This window comes from Bacteroides cellulosilyticus DSM 14838 (assembly GCF_000158035.1).
GTDB lineage: Bacteria > Bacteroidota > Bacteroidia > Bacteroidales > Bacteroidaceae > Bacteroides > Bacteroides cellulosilyticus.
On record NZ_EQ973495.1, the window covers coordinates 364,315 to 379,908 of the forward strand.

At 45.1% G+C, this 15,594-nt stretch carries 8 protein-coding genes; all 8 read right to left on the reverse strand.

All coding sequences use genetic code 11. From position 1 onward, the window contains the following. Positions 1-36 precede the first annotated feature (36 nt). The 8 genes from BACCELL_RS23720 to BACCELL_RS23755 all read right to left on the reverse strand — a co-directional run bounded on the left by BACCELL_RS23720 (position 37) and on the right by BACCELL_RS23755 (position 15,592). Positions 37-2,079, reverse strand: a complete 2,043-nt coding sequence (locus BACCELL_RS23720; protein ID WP_007214675.1) for a glucosidase family protein — start codon at positions 2,077-2,079, stop codon at positions 37-39. Positions 2,080-2,092: 13 nt separating this feature from the next. Then, entirely contained in the window at positions 2,093-4,261 is a 2,169-nt protein-coding gene (locus BACCELL_RS23725; protein ID WP_007214676.1) for an alpha-galactosidase, read from the reverse strand. A 7-nt stretch (positions 4,262-4,268) separates the two neighbouring features. Then, positions 4,269-6,416: a glycoside hydrolase family 31 protein gene (locus BACCELL_RS23730; protein WP_044154344.1), complete on the reverse strand. Its 2,148-nt coding sequence runs from the start codon at positions 6,414-6,416 to the stop codon at positions 4,269-4,271. A 30-nt stretch (positions 6,417-6,446) separates the two neighbouring features. After that, the gene (locus BACCELL_RS23735; protein ID WP_044154395.1) at positions 6,447-8,393 is read right to left on the reverse strand and encodes a glycoside hydrolase family 97 protein; all 1,947 of its coding nucleotides are present in this window, start codon (positions 8,391-8,393) and stop codon (positions 6,447-6,449) included. 28 nt (positions 8,394-8,421) lie between these two features. Then, entirely contained in the window at positions 8,422-10,320 is a 1,899-nt protein-coding gene (locus tag BACCELL_RS23740) for a glycoside hydrolase family 97 protein (RefSeq protein WP_052309582.1), read from the reverse strand. 5 nt (positions 10,321-10,325) lie between these two features. Continuing rightward, the gene (locus tag BACCELL_RS23745) at positions 10,326-11,699 is read right to left on the reverse strand and encodes a glycoside hydrolase family 28 protein (protein WP_007214680.1); all 1,374 of its coding nucleotides are present in this window, start codon (positions 11,697-11,699) and stop codon (positions 10,326-10,328) included. A gap of 20 nt (positions 11,700-11,719) precedes the next feature. Continuing rightward, a complete protein-coding gene (locus BACCELL_RS23750; protein WP_007214681.1) occupies positions 11,720-13,900 on the reverse strand; it encodes a DUF362 domain-containing protein in 2,181 nt (726 codons plus the stop codon). A 117-nt stretch (positions 13,901-14,017) separates the two neighbouring features. Next, entirely contained in the window at positions 14,018-15,592 is a 1,575-nt protein-coding gene (locus BACCELL_RS23755) for a DUF362 domain-containing protein (RefSeq protein WP_007214682.1), read from the reverse strand. Positions 15,593-15,594: the final 2 nt, after the last annotated feature.

Sequence of the window (15,594 nt, forward strand, 5' to 3'; positions counted from 1 at the left end):
GAAAAGAGAAATTGACTATAAATTTATACAAATAGATTATAAATTCACCTTTATCGTTGCCCCTTCCGTCACGCTCTTCTTCAGCACTGACTTGCCGCCTTTCAATACTTCTACATGCAACTTCTTTCCTGCACGGGATACCCGAATATCAAACTCCGAATTGAAAGCACGTACACGATTCAGATTCATATACTCCCACTCCTGTGGCAAACGGGGAGTCATCTCGAAACTGCGTAATCCTGTGGGGCGAATGCCGAACAGACCTTCGGTATAGATACGGCAATACAATCCGCTTTCAGCAGAAAGATGACGCTGATCTCCTTCGGGCCACGCTTCAATGGCATAAGGCACATGATCGCCCAACAAACGGCGATGTGAATACTTCTTGAGGAAGTTCATACCTTTCTCCACTTCTCCGGCAGCAATGGTGCCACGCAGAGCATAGAGGGTACTACGGTCCCAGAAGGTTTCAGTACCGGCTTGCGTCAATAATCCGTCATCCGTCCAGAGGCGAGGCGAAAAGAGAGCATCGATAGTGCCTTGTGCGCGAGTGTAGATACCCATAACAAGAGGCATACAAATCCAGGAACGCAGGATATCATTACCTTCATAATAGCGGTAACTGTGGAAACCTTCTATCTCATAACCAAAATGTTTTTCTATGGCTTTCTCTAAAGCATTTGCTTGATTACGATACATGTTCAACTGCTTTGCCGATACTCCCAATTCACGCCCCAGCATAACGGCTGAACGCAAAGCATCGTAGTAAAGCGTAGAGGTACAGAGGTTTGCATCACCAGCCGGGAAGCGGTTCTCCAATTCATCTGAATTCGATGCAACCACGCCGGCAGGAGTTAGTTTACGGTTGCAATACTCCAGACACCACTCAATCAGAGGCCACAATTCACGCGCTTCCGCCTTATCTCCACGGGCCAACGCATAACGTGCAGCACCGTAAGCAATCATTGCACCGTCCCCCCTATCTTTGGCACCATGCCAGAAACTGACACCTTCGGAGATGATGGAACTCGGAATAGGTTTATACTCCGGATTCATATAGCGGGCAAAGTGGCGGAAAGAATTCAATGCGGACTCATTACCAATCTCATAACCCAGAAAAGGGAAGAAGGGGTTGATATACTCTGCCTGGTCGTTAGCCCAGACAGCCGCATAATAGGCTTCACCACCGGGACCATGCATCAATCCGCCTTTCGTGCGGTAGATACTTTCAGCGCCACGCAGTTTGGCGAAAGCAAACATGCGATTGAGCACGGGATCGGGTGTGTCCAAAACCAAATTGCTCCACCACTGACTGATAAGCGCTTCACGCGCGGCACGTTCACTAAGAATATTGATGTGTGAAAGGCCGGCATCGTTTCGTCCGGACGAGGCATCCGCCAGTTTCCTTCCGGAAAAGACTGCATAGAACTCAAGCGTCTCTCCCGGTTTCAAAACAAAGACACCACTTTTGGAAAGGGCGGCTTCGATGCAATAAGCACCATATACACCGGCTTCCTCAGGAGTAGTATATGTTACGTTCCACTCAGGCACTCGCAGCGTTATCTGATTCGGACTGCTATTCTTGAAAGTATATTCCTCACAATAGCGCGCGGCATTGGTGGAGGGATAGAGTACACGCGTCAATTGCACGGCATCTTTCAGTTCCTTACGCCGGTAAATATAACCGAAACTACTTTCCACACGCATAATGCCATTGAAGGTAACATCACGTACTTCTTCATTCAGCAGGGTTTGATCGTCCACTGTCACCAAAGCGGGAATATTCACATCGAAACGTTGCTTCAGATTGTTCTGTGTCTTATTGGGATGCATGCGAAGCATAGGGAAAACAAGACTTCGGTTCAGGTGGAAACGCTTTTGTGCATCCACACCGTAACGAAGGACAACGGAAAGTTGTTGCCCACTCATTTCCAAATGATCGTCATGTGGAATATTATCATTGATATTCCAGCGAATGGCTCCATCATCCTGAATAGTCCAACGATCCTTCGGTTGTGCAATGGCCAGCGAACTGGCAAAGATGAAAGAGAAAAGTAATAAGGTTCTTCTCAAGTTCATAAGGTTATTGTATTTAATTGTTAGCTACTAATATCAATACTGCACTTTCAAACTGGGTATTCAATGGATTCTCCAGACCTTTTTCCATCAGTTCTGCTCCCGTAAATACCTTACCATTGGCAGGGAAACGAGAAGTCACTCCCTTTGCCAGACTTACTTCCTCCACACGGTATTTTTTCTGGGCATCCAGGCCACCCAGCATTACCCGGGGTTCATTGCCATCTTTAGTCTGGTAGAAGTAAACGACTGCCTTTTGTTTATCTGTTGAAACATAACTCAAAGAAGCCAATGGGGACTCATAAGGAGAAACCAGGCGATAAAGCTCACCATGCATCACCAACGGACGGATACGCTCTTTGTACAATTTCACAGCATCGGCAATCTGCGCACGCTCTTCAGCCGTAGCCTTATCCAATGCTAGGTCTATTCCGAATGCACCGCTCAATGCCACATCGATTGCCATCTTCAAATGACGCTTACCCATACGAGTGACATGAGCAGAGATCGTATTTGCAGGGAAGAAATGCGAGAAGCCCCATTGTATCTTGATACGCCCCAACGGGTCTGTGTTGTCACTGGGCCAGAAGGAATGGAAATAGGGCATTGCGCCATAGTCCACACGTCCCGATCCACCGGCACAAAGCATGGCCATCACATTGGGGAAGCCTTTGGCAAAGCGATCCATCAGACGGTAAAGCGCCCAATTATAGTCTATCCAGAGATGACTTTGATCGGCAGGCTGCAAATAAGAAGATCCGGGTTGGGTGATGTAACGGTTACAGTCCCACTTCACATAAGTGATATCCGGGTTAGGCCGCAAGGTTTTGTCGATAATATCCCATTCAAAAGCCTGTACTTCGGGGCGGGTGAGGTCCAGTATCTCCTGATGGCGACCCAATATCGGTTCACGTTTGGATTGAGTTATGATCCAATCGGGATGTTTCTGATAAAGTTCACTCTGAGGATTCACCATCTCGGGTTCCAGCCAGATACCGAAGCCAACTTTACGCTTCAATGCTTCTTTGGCAATATATGACAGACCTTTGGGTAACTTCTTGGTAGAAGGGTTCCAATCTCCCAGACCGTGCTTGTCATCATCACGGGAGTAAGGTCCGTTACCGAACCAGCCATCATCCAATAAGAAAAGTTCAGCTCCCACCTGGCGGGCACCATCAAAGAGTTGTTTCAAGCGGTCTTCATCAAAATCGCAGTGGGTAGCTTCCCAGTTGTTCAACAATACAGGGCGGTCTTTCTCTGCATCGCGGATGGCATTTGCCATAGCCCAACGATGGAAACGACGACTGGCTTCTCCCTTACCCTGCTTACTATACGTGTAGAGAATGGCGGGTGTAGTAAATGTGCCGCCACGCTCCAGATTGTACTGTGAACCCAAAGGATTCATACCAGTCAGCAAACGCAGGTTCTTGTTCCAGTCTACATCGAAAGCAAACTGGAAACTGCCGCTCCAACGCAAAGAAGCAGCCAATACTTCACCTTCATTCTCTTTAGCCGGTCCGTTCAGGGAGAGGATAAAAGAAGGAATACGCATCTGATGTGCACGGATGCCTAATTTGGAATCCAGAATCTTGACTCCTTCCGAAAGGCGTTCTTCATTGAGGGTTGCTTCGCGTTTATAGTTACCGGAGAATTGAGTGAGCCAGTATTCTTTCGCCTTTACCACCGGGGCAGCAGAAGCAAAACGATGCAGAATGACTTTACCTTTCTCATTATGCGTAACGGTATTCCAGATTTCCATCATGCTATTGTCTGCATAGCATTTGATATAGATATCTACGGTGAAAGGATAGGCAGGGTCTTTCAGTGAAATAACGGTTTGTTCAATACCCGGTGCCAGCGCTTCCGTACGATGTCCGGCGTAGTGAAGCTCCGTAGATGTATTTCCATCTACGTGAGTTGCCTGGATAGCCGGTTCAGTCAGGACACCGTTTCCATAAGGAGGAAGAAATTCCCATTCACGCGAGGGCATCTTAGCAGGAGGCTCTACTTCACGGGCAGCATCTCCAAAGCCCAATTGGTAAAGGCGATCGTCCGTACCTACCAAAAAGGTCAGTTTCAGTTCGCCGGATGTAACGGTGAAGAGCTTCTTCACATTTGGATTGTCCGCCGCATGCACCGTGAGGAGAAGGCAGAGAAATAAACAGGTCGTCAATATATTCTTCATAATCTTATCATTCTTCTGTCATAAACTTCCAGGTAACATTGGCAATACTGTTCGGTTTTCCCTTTTCAGCTTTGGATATAGTGCCTTTCAGCTTGCCTTTCTTATCGCGTGTCACAGTGATATCACGCCAGGAATAGGCGCCTTTCTCATAATCGAATGTTTCACCGTCATCATCATACAGTCGGTAAGCACCATCTGCTTTTCCATAATGACGGATTTCCAGATTCACCTTCTCTCCTGCTTTCGGTGCATGCAGGCGGGCCTCCATAAATGGCAGGATAGCCCCATCCTTTACATATACCGGAATACGGTCCAAACCCGGTGTAACAGTAATCTTCTCGCCATTGCCCACATATTTACCTGTATAGAAATCGTACCAGTCTCCTTTAGGCAAAACCACCGTACGCTCTTTCTGGCCTTTGAACATGGGGGCCACCAACAGATATTCACCAGCCATATACTGATCCTTAATTTCTTTGGAAACTGCTTCCAAATAAGGATTATCTTCCAGATTGGCATCCGACAGTTTCGCTGTAGTTCCTTGTTCAGGGTTGAAACCCGGTTCCAGATTCATGGCGCGGAACGGAGGAATACCATCAAAATGATAGCGTGCAAATTCACTATACCAGTAAGGCATCATCTGCATACGCAGCATAGCATACTCTTTTATCTGATTCTCTACTTCGGGGAAAGTCCAGGGTTTCGTACCGCTTGCCCAGGCATTAATCATTGCCATCGGCGAGAATACTACAGATTGGAAACGACGCAACCAGTCTTCCGATGAACTGGAACTACGTACTTCCGGAGTCCACAATACACCACTAAAGCCTGAATTAATCAAAGCAGTAATAAAGTCCGGATGGCTGTAATAGTCATTATAAATCACATAGGGGAAAGAAGTTGCACCGGCATTCGATGCACGAACCAATCCAAAGGTACGTTGATTACGCTTCTTGTACAATTCCGCAGTAGTGCGTTGTACCCACAAACCATAAGTCTGGCGCATCTGCTCAGCGGCAATTCCACTGGGGAAAGTAGCCACATCCGGCCAGACATAACGGTCGTATCCGTCTACTTCGTCCACTTTATAACCGCTGACACCAATATTCACGTGTTCCTGTTCCAGCTTATCCATCCAGATTTTGCGGGCTTTCTCGCCTGCCAAGTCGGGCACGATACCACACCATACGGTGTGTGAACCGCTTACCGGATACATTTCCTTATATATCTTTGAATCGGGAGATACGTATGGGTTTGTCCATAAGTTGATGCGTACTCCTTTAGCCAACATATCTTTCACAAAGCCGGCGGGATCAGGATAGCGGATAGCATCCCACTCAAAGGTACAAGGATACGCTTTGCTTTGCCAACCCGGTTCCAGTCCGATGAAGTCCAACGGGAAACCACGTTGTTCAAACTCATCCGCTTCGTTCTTCACGTCTTCAGCTGTATAGAGCTTCTTTGTACGTTGCGTAAAGCCCAGCCCCCAACGCGGAGGCAATGTACCTCCTCCACAGAGCAGGTTATAGCGACGGACAACATCCATAGGGGTAGGCCCGGCGAACAGATAAATTTCTGCACCCGGAGCAGGAACCAAGATCGAAACGGCATCCGAATAAGGCGCCGATGTCCAGGTCTTATCCATATTACGGTCTTTAGCCACCGGAGCATTCGGACTGTCCTTACGTGCGCCGCTACCTGCATATACTGTCAGATAACGTGCCGAATTAATCAGTACTCCATAACCGGAACTGGAAATATAAAAGGGGACAGGAGCATGTGTACGCCCGTTATCACGTCCACCATAATGGTCTACATGCAGGTTCAGGATCTTGCCACGCTGATGTACCGTCTGAAAGTTCAGCCCAAAGCCGTACAACTGTTCCTTGCGTTGCAAAGGAATGCGGAGACTTGTTTTACCATCTTGTATGGAACCCACAATTTCATTCGCCAATTCAGGCAATGTCACCTCCGGCAAGCGGGCAAAACCTTCCTTTTGCGGCGTAACACCGGCCACACCCAATAATGAATATTCTTCAGGAGTGCCTACCACGCCTTTCCAGACGCCGGGCTCCACCTGCTGCCACGCAATCTGTGCTTTGGCAGGACATAGCATCAACAGGGTCATCGCCCCTGCAATCAAAATTTTCTTCATTCTTTCCATTTTGTTATAATAGTGTTATTATCATCGAATCATACCGGCAAAGCCACCGTTCGGAAGAACTTTCACTTTTACCGTCCCATTTATATTTTCTACAGGCATATAATCAAAACTATCCTTATCTTTTCCATCTATAATCATAGTGAATGATTTACCTTCACATCCGGCGGGCAAAGTAAATTCTATTTCACGCCCCTCTTCCTTACCACTGATACCGCCGATATACCATACATCACCGGAACGACGTGCCACAACAGCATAATCAGCCGGATAACCAGCCAACAGAATGCTCTCATCCCAGGCAGCGGGTACTTCTTTCAGGAATTGTTTGGGTTGTTCCGGCAAAGAAAGATAAGATTCCGCCTTATCAGCAAAACATTGAAAACCGGATTCAAAGACTACTGCCAGAGCCAGCTGATGCCCCATAGTTGTCTTACGTATAGCAGGTATCCCCTGACGTACTTTATCAGAAAAAGTCACCGGAGTATAATCCATAGAACCGACCACATTGCGTGTGAAAGGTACAGTAGCATTGTGTTTTGCCGCCTGGTCGCAACGTTCCTGACGTCCCAGAGTTTCTGCACCCCGGATAGCTTCCGTGGTCAGCATATTCGGATACGTACGTTCAAAGCCACGGGGTAAAGTGGCACCATGAAGATCTACCAGCAAATGACTGTCTGCCGCATCTTTCAGTAAAGCCGGATAAAGTTGAATAATACGTTGTTTGTCTGTATCAAAGAAATCGACCTTGATTCCTTTCACTCCTACTTCACTGATGCGTTTCATTTCTGCACGACGTAATTCAGGATCACTCATCAGACGATGTGTCGATACAGAATCTTTTTCACGTCCTGCACCGGAATGGTACCATAACCAGACCCCCACTCCCTTTTGCTGTGCGTATTTCACGACATCTTCCATAGTGCCACCGTTGCCCATGTTTTGCCAGCCGGCATCAATCAACATGTATTCCCAACCCATTTCAGCACTAAGATCCACATACTTCAGCTGTGCTTTATAATCACGGGGAGTACCGCCATTAGACCACCAACTCCAAGATGCGCGTCCTGCCTTTATCCAGGATTCATCATTCACTACAGACGCGGGATTCAGGTGTGAAATCATTTGTGTCTGGAATATAGTATTTAGATCATCTCCTATGATAATAGCACGCCAGGGAGTGAACCACGGTAATTCCGATACCGGTTCTACTGCATCCGGTACAATTGGTTCATCCGCCTCTGGGAAACGGATTTTATATGCTTTATCGGTTCCGGCATTATCAATATGAGTAGCAGGATATGAACCATCCAGATGGGCTTCCGTTATCATCATCCAGACTCCGCTGGTGTTGAATAGCATAGGGAATGCCCAACCACGTCCATGTCCACATTCCGAACGGATATCTATTTCGCTCCGGCAATATTGTTCATAGCTTGGTTTGTGACGATCGTTCCAGTCATACGGATGTATCCACGCTTTTCCATTTACGGGTACGGCAAACTCTGTATGTTCGGCCTGGATAGTGTGCATTTGTCCATCTTCTCCGGGTAGTTCATAGCGGAAAGCCACCCCGTCATTATATACCCTTACGATCAAATTAAACTGCCTATTCTCTTTAGTACGGAAAGTAAAAGTCTGTTCACGACACTCATCCGTAGTATTCATCTTCTTACCGGATTTTAGCTGATAAGCATTAGAGATATCTTTCACAGCAGAAGCGGAAACAAATTGTGCGTCTTTTCCATACTCACAATTATCCATAACCAGCCCTAAAAGAGATTTCTCCATCGCCACTCCATCTTTATAAAAGACAGAGTAACTAAGCATTGTACTTCCATTTTCTTGTTTATTCTCCAAAGCAAACCGGACGTTGCTGTCTTTTGATACTAATTCCCAGGCATTAGGAGCCGTACAAGAAGTCATTAATACTGCAAACAGCAATAATGCTGTATTCAATAGTTTTTTCATGGTATTCATCTTTTTGTATAATCACTAATTATTCTTTAGGGGTAAACATCACAATATATCCGCCGCCTACACGCATACGCCCTGTAAGAGTATCCGTATTCCGGCAGAACACACGTTCTATCTTAATAGAAGCCGCATCAGCAGGGCGATCATTCAACACCATCCCTTCATACCAGCCATCACCCAAAAACGACAAAGGGAATTGTAAGGAATGCTCATTTTGTCCATTCAGAACTGCCAGAAACCAAGTCTTGCCACTTCTACGTGCAAACGCAGCAACTTCACCTATTCGACTAGACGGTAACACTACTGTTTCATCCCAAGTTGCGGGTATCTGCTTCAGTAATTTTACCGCCGGATTATCCAGCATTGTTTTCGGGTGCGAACCGAAGAATATGACAGAAGAATTAAATACAAGGGCAGTAGCAATCTGATGTACCCACGAGGTTTCCAGGCGGCGCTCTCCAAAAACAACAGGCGTATAATCTCCTGCTCCTGCTATCAAACGCGTAAAAGGTAACGTAGTGTTATGTGTACTCCATTCATACTGGTTTTTACCATATTCTAAACCACGAATACCTTCGCGACTCATTTCATTCGGCCATGTACGTACCTCTCCTGCCGGTTTATTGCTTCCATGAATATTAAGCATCAATTTATACTCTGCTGCTTCCTTCAAACAAGCCTGATATAAGTCAATGAACTCTTTGGATTCGTGTGAGAAAGCATCCAACTTCAGACCAACAACCCCCAAACGATGGCAACGTTCAAACAATTCTTTCCGTTTCTGAGGATCACGCATATCCCGACCATGACGCCATAGCCAAATCTTCACTCCGAACTGAGAAGAATAATCTACCAAATCTTTTAGCTGCTCATCCGTCCAACGATACCAGAAAGCATCTACCGTATTATATTCAAATCCCAATTCTCCTGCAGCTTTAGAAAATTCTTTCATTCCTTCCACAGTTCGTACTCCACCATCCAACCAGCACCACACGGAACGTCCCGGTTTTATCCAGTCTGTCTGTATTCCTTTAGGAAATAACCGTTTATCAGGCACAGGGGCTAAATTGGTAATCAAATCCGAATTTACCAGCTCATTCAAATCACCGGCTATTATAATGGTACGCCAAGGAGTGGTAATCGTACCGGCAAGAGTAGCCGGTTGTGACAATCGCTGTGCCTCCGCCAAACTATAATCATGAGCAAAAGGATATCCGGCTGGTTGTGCATGCCCTAATTTTGTTTCAAAACCATTCTTGCCATTTGCCTGCAAAGACATCCCTGCATAATTCATTAAAGCAGATTCCGTAATGCAAAGATATCCGGTCTTTCCAGGTAATTGCACCGTTACGGGAGGAGCCGCCCATTCTCCCTGCATTATCTCAGAGATTTCTTTCTTCTGGTGAATACCTTCATAATGACAGTACATATCATGATACCACACAATACTTCCCTTTGGCAATGTAAATATAGTGTGCTCATCGGGAACTCTCATCTCCCCTTGCTTCCCGGGAAGTATTATCCGAAAAGCAACACCATCATTATAAACTCTCGCCTCTATAGTAAAATTTATCTTTAAAATCGTATTCTGCAATTTGAAAGTCCGTCCATTACTCTTGTCTACAGCAAGAGAATGGCTTCCCCGAATAGGATATGTATTATCTGTCTTATAACTATCCGATGATAATATATCCACAGAATTACAGAGTTCTGAACCATCGATAGTAAAACGTATGGGTGCCTCATCCAATACATTTACTCCGTTTTTTTCTACCTCATAATAAAGCGACTTTTCCTTCAGTTTCAATGATAAAGAAACAGAACCATCCGGACTGGTAACAGGAAACAGTGTCTGTGTCTGAGCATTGACAGAAACCAATGCACAAATTCCAACTAATATTGCACTAATAGTCCTTCGCATATTCATCATTTATATATTTGTATATCCCCATCTTCACAAATAATCTCCGGACGGGCATCGGGGTTCTTCAACTCAAACGTAATATTCTTCAGTTTCAACCCTTTCACGTGGCGTGCCCATACTCCGTATGCCGGAATCTTAGGACCGAAAGTCTTTACCTCCGGGTATTTATCTATAGCTTCAGGTACCTGAGACAAGGCATCCTCAGGAGTTCCTGTACCCAATAAACGAATATGAATATTTTCCAAAGTCAGGTTTGTAATATAATGTCCCGGAATACCCGTAATCAGAATACCGGAAGGAGGTGTCAGTTGAGCCTTATCGGCAGCCACCGCTTTTACATTACGGATTATCACATTTTCAAAGACACCGATAGGCTGCTGGGTGTCTTCCTGTTTACGGAATACACTCAGACGGGCACCCAAACGAAATAGCATCGGCGTACGTACTTCGTCCATTGTGATATCAGAGATTTCCACATTACGTAAATGGGCTCCATCTACGGAGAATAACTTAATACCTCCATTCTTAGTGTCGTAAATATGACAATTGCTGATCTTGATGTTCTCAAATCCTGCCATAGATTCTGTTCCCATCTTGATACCTGCCTGATTACTTTTCAACTTCATGTCCGTAACAATGATGTCATCACATCCCATTTTACTGGCAGTAGTCTTGAAGCATAGAGCATCGTCACCACTGACAATATCACAATTACTAATGCGTACATGTTGGCAACCATCAATATTAATTCCATCGTTGTGAGCTACTCCAAAGCTACGTATCGTCACATTATGGATATTCACATTCCGACATTGGAAATAATGGGAAGTCCAGGCACCTGCATATTTTAAAGTAACTCCTTCCACGCGTACACCTTCGCAACGCACCCAGCGAAGCAAGAAAGGACGCAATCCCCAACGCTGTCCTTCCGGACGGGTATCTACTTTTATATGCCGTTCTTTCAAAGCCGAACCTTGCCCATCGATAGCACCTTCGCCCTCCAATGCCACATTTTTAGCATCCACCGCTACCAGCAATGCCCAACCGACATCGATACCCAGGCCTTCCGTAAAAGGATCAAGGTTATCATAAGCTTTATAATCGGTAGTACCTAGAATAAGGGCATCTTTCTCCAAATGCAAAGTCACATTATCTTTTAGCACGATAGTAGCCGACAAATAGGTTCCGGCAGGCACAAGTACCGTTCCACCACCCGCTTTATGACAAGCATCAATTGCTTTCTGGATGGCAGGCGAGTCCATCTTTTTGCCATTTCCCCGCGCACCGTACTTCTTTACATTAAATGTTTCAGCCTGCAACGTAAATGGCAGAACAAGCAACATCAACAACAGTAATAAGTTCTTTTTCGTTTTCATGATTAGTATATGTAAGTTAACTATTTAATTTCCTTTGCAATATTCACTGTATATATCCTATTACTTCGCCGCCCGGGGTGTTCTAAACGCAACTCATTGGTACCTTTTGCCAACGCTACAGGGAACACAAACTCTCTGCGTTTCTCACCAAATGTAGCCAAATAACCGATATTCTCACTGATTTTCTCCCCATTAATATATAAGTAAGAGGGAACCGGATTGCCACCCGCATAAGATACTATCAAATAATATTCACCTTTATGTGGAATATTTACTTTCCAACTCACACTTCCTTCAGAACTGCCTTTTTCACCTTTGAATTCTACCGAACCATCCTCATTTAGGGATGCAGATCCCTGTCTTTCCATATCTTTAGCCTGGCATATCTCTATATTCTCCAAACGACGTACCACTACACGTTGTGAAGACGTTACTTTTCCATTTGCCAAAGTTTTCAGATCAAACTCAGTCGTCTTAGAAATTGACAAAGGAATAATACCTTCTGCATCTTCCAAACGTTTACCATTCAATCGCACTTCCTCTGCATGAGAGGTTTTATAATGCAAAGCATTCTCATCTGCGTAGAAGTATTCTATTGCCGGACGTTTTTCATTCAACGGAACTCTGTATAATTCGATTCCTTTACCTGTACCCAAATTACGGCTGTACATCCGATGCGTCGGATTATTCCAATGCTCATGTACGCCCAAACTACCTTGCTCTTTTCCAATATAAGCTATCCCCGAAGGAGGATTCCCTATATTTGCCGCCTCATGAAGAAAATTGTCGGCATTGGCACATAAAGGAAGTTCCGAATAAATGAAATCAAGTACCACTGATTCGATAGCAACCTGATCATTGGAAGCCAGAAAACTGGAAGTCCAGCCATTATTGAACGGAGGAAGCCGGAAACGTACCGCTTTCCCATTATGCTTGGGATTTACGTACATAGCATCCACCAGATACACCAAGGTATTTCCACCTATACGCTCGTGAGCCATCAGATCGACAATGCTATTATAAGTGCCCATACCACGGAAAGAAGACCAGTCACGAATAGAAAGATGCAAGGGCGGCACATTGCCTATGGAACCGAACTGATTCTTACCGGTAGCAGTTATAGCTGTCTGTCCGGCACTGTCCCGCCATTTATCGGTCGGTTCAGAGTGTCTTTTCATCAATGCCATGTTAATCATATAGTCGGCCTCGTAAGCCGCACGTGCCAAGCTTCTGGCACCTGCATCGGTAATCTCACTGGAATAACGAATTACATCGGGAACAAATCCTCCCCAATTCTGATAATTGACATTTGGATAAACCGGCTGTACATAATCGTAAACAGCCGAAATGCCTCGACGCTGTGCATCATATACCGTAATACAGTTCTGAGGAACCTTCATGATATCTACCAATTGATGCAACAAAGAATACACTGACTGTGGAGTAGCATCAATGATATTAGTTCCACCATTGTCATTCAGATTGATTTTGATAGCAATCTTCTCACCTTTCTTATACTTTATTGCACCTTTACCTTTCTTATAATTAAAAGTCCTGAACAGTTCATCCCATGCCTTATCAATCGTATTCTGGCGGGTCAGCGCAATAATCACTCCCTCCATCATATCATCAACCCGTGTCTGGCTATTATTATCCGGATCCGAATAAAGTCCTCTTTTTCCATCCCAGGCAGCCGCCTTCGGATCATGTGCCCATGCCACCCGCCCCGGATGAATTCCTCTGGCTACTCCCATCGGAGTGTTGGGGGCATCAATAGGCACAAAACGTCCCATATCAGTACCATTATCTATCTGCTTACGAATGACCTGCCCCATCAGAGAATTATCCACTGACATTATATATAATGTACCCGATAATAATATACCGACCGCCAATACGGACACCCCCATATAGAACCGACGGGAATGCCACAAAAGTTTGAAACGTTTCCATGTACCAAATCCAACCAATGTGCTACTGATAAAAGCTACAAAAGAAAAAGCGATAGGAGCAGCGATTTGCTGACAGGGATATTCTATTCTGGAAGGTTTGGGTACAACACGTATCAGAAACCAAATCAAAGCTGCTAACCCGAACAGAGGAAAGCAAATCTTCAAAACAACATTTTTCTTGTTGATTCCAACAATCCGTCCACTCTTCGGACAAGTCTTAAAGAACCATTTTTTTATTTTTGTATTCATTTCATTAGATATAAAGGATCATCTTTCATGGTTACAAAAATAGGCAGATAAAAAAGAGACGATTATCAGTATTCCATCAAATACTTGAAAAATCGTCTCAACCAAGCAGACAGTATCTTATTTATGTAAATAGACTAACTCTATTCCAATGTCTTTCCCCATATTACGGCTATATTTCTTTTCTTCCGGATTGTTCCAATGTTCCAAGACTCCAAGGCTGCCTACTCCTGTGCCATCTCTTTCCGGATCATAGAAAGTAGTGGACAACGGGCGGTCTGCCAGAGCAGCTTCCACCAGATACATATCGCAATAATCCACATCGGCCATACGCGGAAACTCTGCACTCAAGAAATCAATACCCACCGCATCAATGGCTACCGGATCCTGGGAAGCCAGCAATGAGCAAGGCCAGTCTCCATTAAACGGTGACATCTTCCATTTACCTGAAGGCGTCCCATTCACCTTTTCCGAACCGTACAAGCCATCTATCAGAAAGAGCATTGTCTTTTGTCCCAGATCCTTATGTGCGATATAATCGGTAAAGGTCATATAGCGCGGTTTTCCACCGCGGTCCTGATTGAAATTGTTATGCTGATTTTTACGGAAGTCCCGGTTGATGTCCGTCACTCCATACCAGTTTTTCGCACAGAGTGTTACCCCCTGCCCGCCATGTCCTTTCAGCAATGCCATATTTATCAGATAATCAGCCTCAATTGCACAGTTTGCCAATCCTCTCGCTAAACGGCCATTATCAGCTGAATACGGAATTGCATCTGCTGTATAAGTCGATTGGGTACGCCCGTTTCCTCCTTCATTATCCAGATATACAACACCGGGGAATTCGGCATGACATTTATCATAAAGAGCTTTCGTAATAAAACGACTGGCATCAAATACTGTGATTTGCTCCTGAGGCACTCCACCGTCATTCACCAAACTACGAAGCAAGGCAAGCGTCAGATGCGGAGAAGCATTCAACTGTTCACAATCTTCATGGGAGAAAGTATTATTCTGATTAATCTTGATAGCAATCCTTTCTCCTTTCTTATATCCACGTTTTCCTCTACCATGCTGCTGATTGAAATAAAGAAAAAGAGATTTCCAAGCCACCTTTTCTTTCTTTTCTCCGGTCAAAGACAAGAGAGACTGGTTTAGAAGCCAGTCGGCATCTGCCTGATTATTCCAGCGATCTTCAAACCAAAAACCGTCTCCTTTCTCCCATGTAGCGGCACCCGGTGCATGAGTCCATACCACCCGTCCCGGATAAATACCTTTCGCCTCTCCTACCGGATTATTCTTTCCCCATGCCATACGGGGTTCTCTCACCGGAAGAACAGTTTGAGCTAACAGTTCAGTACTGTTTTCTACCAACATCAAAGTTCCGAAAAAACAAAGACCTGCAAATGCAAAGACTCCTATTGCCATTTTCCGGTTATGAAATGCTTCACGCAACTTACGCAGACTCACCCAAACTCCCGTGAACGAGAGTAAGTACATGACAAATGCAGACATCAGCGGCGCCGCTGTCTGCATACATGGATAGTTGGCACGGGAAGGCTTCGGAATAACCCGTACCAGAAACCAGATAGTAGAAAAAAGACCGAGTCCCCAGAAGAGGAAGATTCGCATCCCCCTGGAGGAAAATTCCTCTTTCTCGATCTTTTCTTTAAAATATAAATAGATACGCTTCATCT

Bases quoted from the DNA above. Each gene is read 5' to 3' on its own strand.
- BACCELL_RS23740 (WP_052309582.1), bottom strand. From the start codon at position 10,320: ATGCGAAGGACTATTAGTGCAATATTAGTTGGAATTTGTGCATTGGTT.
- BACCELL_RS23735 (WP_044154395.1), bottom strand. From the start codon at position 8,393: ATGAAAAAACTATTGAATACAGCATTATTGCTGTTTGCAGTATTAATG.
- BACCELL_RS23755 (WP_007214682.1), bottom strand. From the start codon at position 15,592: ATGAAGCGTATCTATTTATATTTTAAAGAAAAGATCGAGAAAGAGGAA.
- BACCELL_RS23725 (WP_007214676.1), bottom strand. From the start codon at position 4,261: ATGAAGAATATATTGACGACCTGTTTATTTCTCTGCCTTCTCCTCACG.
- BACCELL_RS23750 (WP_007214681.1), bottom strand. From the start codon at position 13,900: ATGAATACAAAAATAAAAAAATGGTTCTTTAAGACTTGTCCGAAGAGT.
- BACCELL_RS23730 (WP_044154344.1), bottom strand. From the start codon at position 6,416: ATGAAGAAAATTTTGATTGCAGGGGCGATGACCCTGTTGATGCTATGT.
- BACCELL_RS23745 (WP_007214680.1), bottom strand. From the start codon at position 11,699: ATGAAAACGAAAAAGAACTTATTACTGTTGTTGATGTTGCTTGTTCTG.
- BACCELL_RS23720 (WP_007214675.1), bottom strand. From the start codon at position 2,079: ATGAACTTGAGAAGAACCTTATTACTTTTCTCTTTCATCTTTGCCAGT.